This window comes from Proteiniborus ethanoligenes (genome assembly GCF_900107485.1).
GTDB lineage: Bacteria > Bacillota > Clostridia > Tissierellales > Proteiniboraceae > Proteiniborus > Proteiniborus ethanoligenes.
On the sequence record NZ_FNQE01000060.1, the window covers coordinates 1 to 2,962 of the forward strand.

The 2,962-nt window shown below is 34.2% G+C and carries 3 protein-coding genes; all 3 read right to left on the minus strand.

The features are described 5' to 3' along the window. Positions 1 to 265 precede the first annotated feature (265 nt). The gene (locus tag BLV37_RS14680; protein ID WP_091733191.1) at positions 266 to 706 is read right to left on the minus strand and encodes a hypothetical protein; all 441 of its coding nucleotides are present in this window, start codon (positions 704 to 706) and stop codon (positions 266 to 268) included. Continuing rightward, positions 707 to 1,519 carry an IS21-like element helper ATPase IstB gene (gene istB, locus BLV37_RS14685; protein ID WP_244270568.1) on the minus strand — a complete coding sequence of 271 codons (813 nt, stop codon included), beginning with the start codon at positions 1,517 to 1,519 and terminating at the stop codon, positions 707 to 709. Then, positions 1,516 to 2,962: IS21 family transposase (istA, locus tag BLV37_RS14690; protein WP_208975281.1), on the minus strand; the 1,447-nt coding region annotated here is incomplete at its 5' end. The genes istA and istB, both read right to left, overlap by 4 nt.

A 2,962-nucleotide genomic window follows, 5' to 3' on the forward strand; every position in this document is an offset into this window, starting at 1 on the left:
TGCAATTGGGATTGCTGCAGCTAAGAACAGAAATATGGCATATTTCATATCTTGCCATGATCTAATTATGCAACTAAATAAGGCACATGCAGAAATGTTGATTGTCAAGTAATTTTGACCACTTTTTACGAATAAATTTGACCATCGTATGTGATGTTCTTTTATATGTAATTTTTATGTTTCCCTAGTGGTCAATTTTGAGCTTTCACACTTAAAGTTGACCACTTAGATTATTTATTTACGTCTAAAATTGACCATTTTATGATTAGTTTATAGTTACCTGATAGCCATCCATTTTCAGTGCTGTTTTATCAATAATAACCGTATTTGAATATCGGTTGAGCTTAATATATTTGCTTAATTCCATTAGTTTCTCTTGCATAAGGTCTTTGTATAGTAATTCAAGAGCAATGTTACTAGTGCCATTAACAGAAACAGTTTTATGGGTTGTTATTTCGTTTGCAGCCTTCTTATTACATAATTCTTCTATCCCCATAAAGATTTCGCCTTCTGAAGCACTTGAAGCTATTATCTTATCGTTTATTGAATCGAAACTAAATCCAGGAGAATTCTTAATTCTTAATATTACACCCCTAGGAGCTTTACTTCCGTAGTTTTGTGCAATATATTCCAATGCGGCCTGATTACCTGATTCATTGTATATATTCACGATTTTTTCGTAATCATATTTACGCGCTTTAGGCATTTATTTTCCCTCCTTAGTATTCTGTTTCTTTGGTTTTTCCTCTTGTTTTATTTCAGGTAGATATTTCTCACCTTTGACACGAAAACTATCCCCTGTTATACTAAGGATATGACAATGATGAACTAATCTATCTAATATTGCGGTCGCTGCTAATTGGCCTGTAAATATTTCATCCCATCTGCTTAGGGGAAGATTAGTTGTTATGATTAGAGAGCTTTTTTCGTATCTTTGGCGGATAACCTGAAAAAATATGCTCTCTTTTTCTTTGTCCATTTTAACGTAGGAAAGCTCGTCTATGATAAGAAGCTGAACCTTGTTTAGAGCCTTTAACATCTGTTTTAAGGTATCCTTCTTAACTGCTTCCGATAGTTTGTCCATTAATTCCTTCGCATTGATAAACATAACAGTTTTTCCAGCATTACAGGCGTTTATCCCAATTCCAGTAGCAATCATGCTTTTACCAACTCCAGGTGGCCCAATGATAATGATATTTTCATTTCGATCCATAAATGATAGTGTGCCTAGTTCTTTAACCTTTTGGTAGTTGATGCTTTCGTTAAAATCATACCTTATGTCATCAAGAGTTTTGATAAAATCAAATCCTGCCTTAAGCGTTAGTCTTTCTGTTAGCCTCCTTTTCTTTCCTTCTTCTTCAACTTGAATTAGCCTAATTATGAAATCCTTATACCCTAACTTTTCTTTTATGGCTTCTTCTATGATTCTCTGGTAATTTTCACGTATATCAACAAGCTTAAAGAGTTTTAGTTGTTCACAAATGTAATTATCATCATATGTCATAGCTTTTGTCATCATAATGCTGTCACCTCGCTACTTTCCTCATAGTAGTCTAAGCTTCTTATGATACCCTCAGTATCAATACTTTTGATAACTTCATTGGCTTTAGCTTCATCTGCTATGATTTTAAAGAAATCATTTCTTATTAGCTGCTTTATTGATTTAATATCAAGCTTATCGTTAGCGATTGCATATGCAATTACCTTATCCAGTATTTTAGGCTCATAAAGGTCTAGCAGTTCTAATATCTTTCTGGCATGATAACTAGGTTGCTGAAAGAGCCCTGTTGCAGCCTTTAAGTATGCTTCCCCATTTTTAAATGTACTCATAAAATCCCTTTTTATCTGTGGAATAGATTTACTTGCTTTGACTTTAATATCCTCATAATGTTCAGGGTTTTTAAATATGCCATGTTTACCATCCTGAAGTTCAAGAGACATTATGTATTCTTTTTCCTCTGTATATATTTCTATGCGAAATCCATAAACAATGCGGTACTTAAGCTGTTTTGTAGCATATTTTATTGGTACGCTGTACTTATTGGTGTTTATGTGTATGTATCCATCATTGCTTATTATTCTTTTTTCAAGGGACTTCATTCTAAATCTAGTGTTAGGTAGTGGCAACAGTGCCTGGATTTCCTCATTTTCGAAGAATTCATTAGGTATTCGCCTTGTGGATGTATGTATTTCTCCATTCCAATCTCGGATAAATTCTTTCCCCCTTTTGTTCAAATCCTCCATAGAGTAAAATGTATTTCCCTTGATAAATTGCTCTTCTATATACTGAAACGGTTTTTCTATTTTACCTTTTGTACGAGGCCAGTAGCAGTTACATGCATTAAGCTCTGTGCCAAGATGTGCAGCTAGAAGTAGCGCCTGCTCATTGTATCTTATTTCCTCCTCGCTTTTAGGATTATTTTCTATGACAAGGGCTTTAGGATTATCAATCAAAAGCTCTAGTGTAATACCGCCTAAATCATCATAGAGTTCCTGTATTGCTTCATAAATTGCTTCGGCATCACATGATAATGAGAAACATATTGCCTTCTTTCTACTTGCTGCTAGTATCATACTAAAACAATAGATGGTTCTAACTCTCTCGTTTACTACTACTTGATACTCAGACCAGTCATATTGAGCTTGATCTCCTGGAGGTGTTTCGATTCTAACAGTTGCATCCCGAGAAATCTCAGTTTTTTCTTCATCAATTTTCTTTAAAGCTCTGTAAATGGGATTAATCGAACCCTCATAACCTCTTTTAACAAGCTCCCTAAAGATTCTTGTGCCATTAAAATCATATTCGGGAAAAGTACGCCACATTAATATCTGGTCCATATATGATTCAACTTTGGAAGGGTAATGATCCCTAGTATATTTTGGTTCCTCTTTTAGCTTTATTAGCTTCTTAACAGTGTTTTTTGACATCTTTAACTGTTTTGCAATCCTAAGAATCGGGATT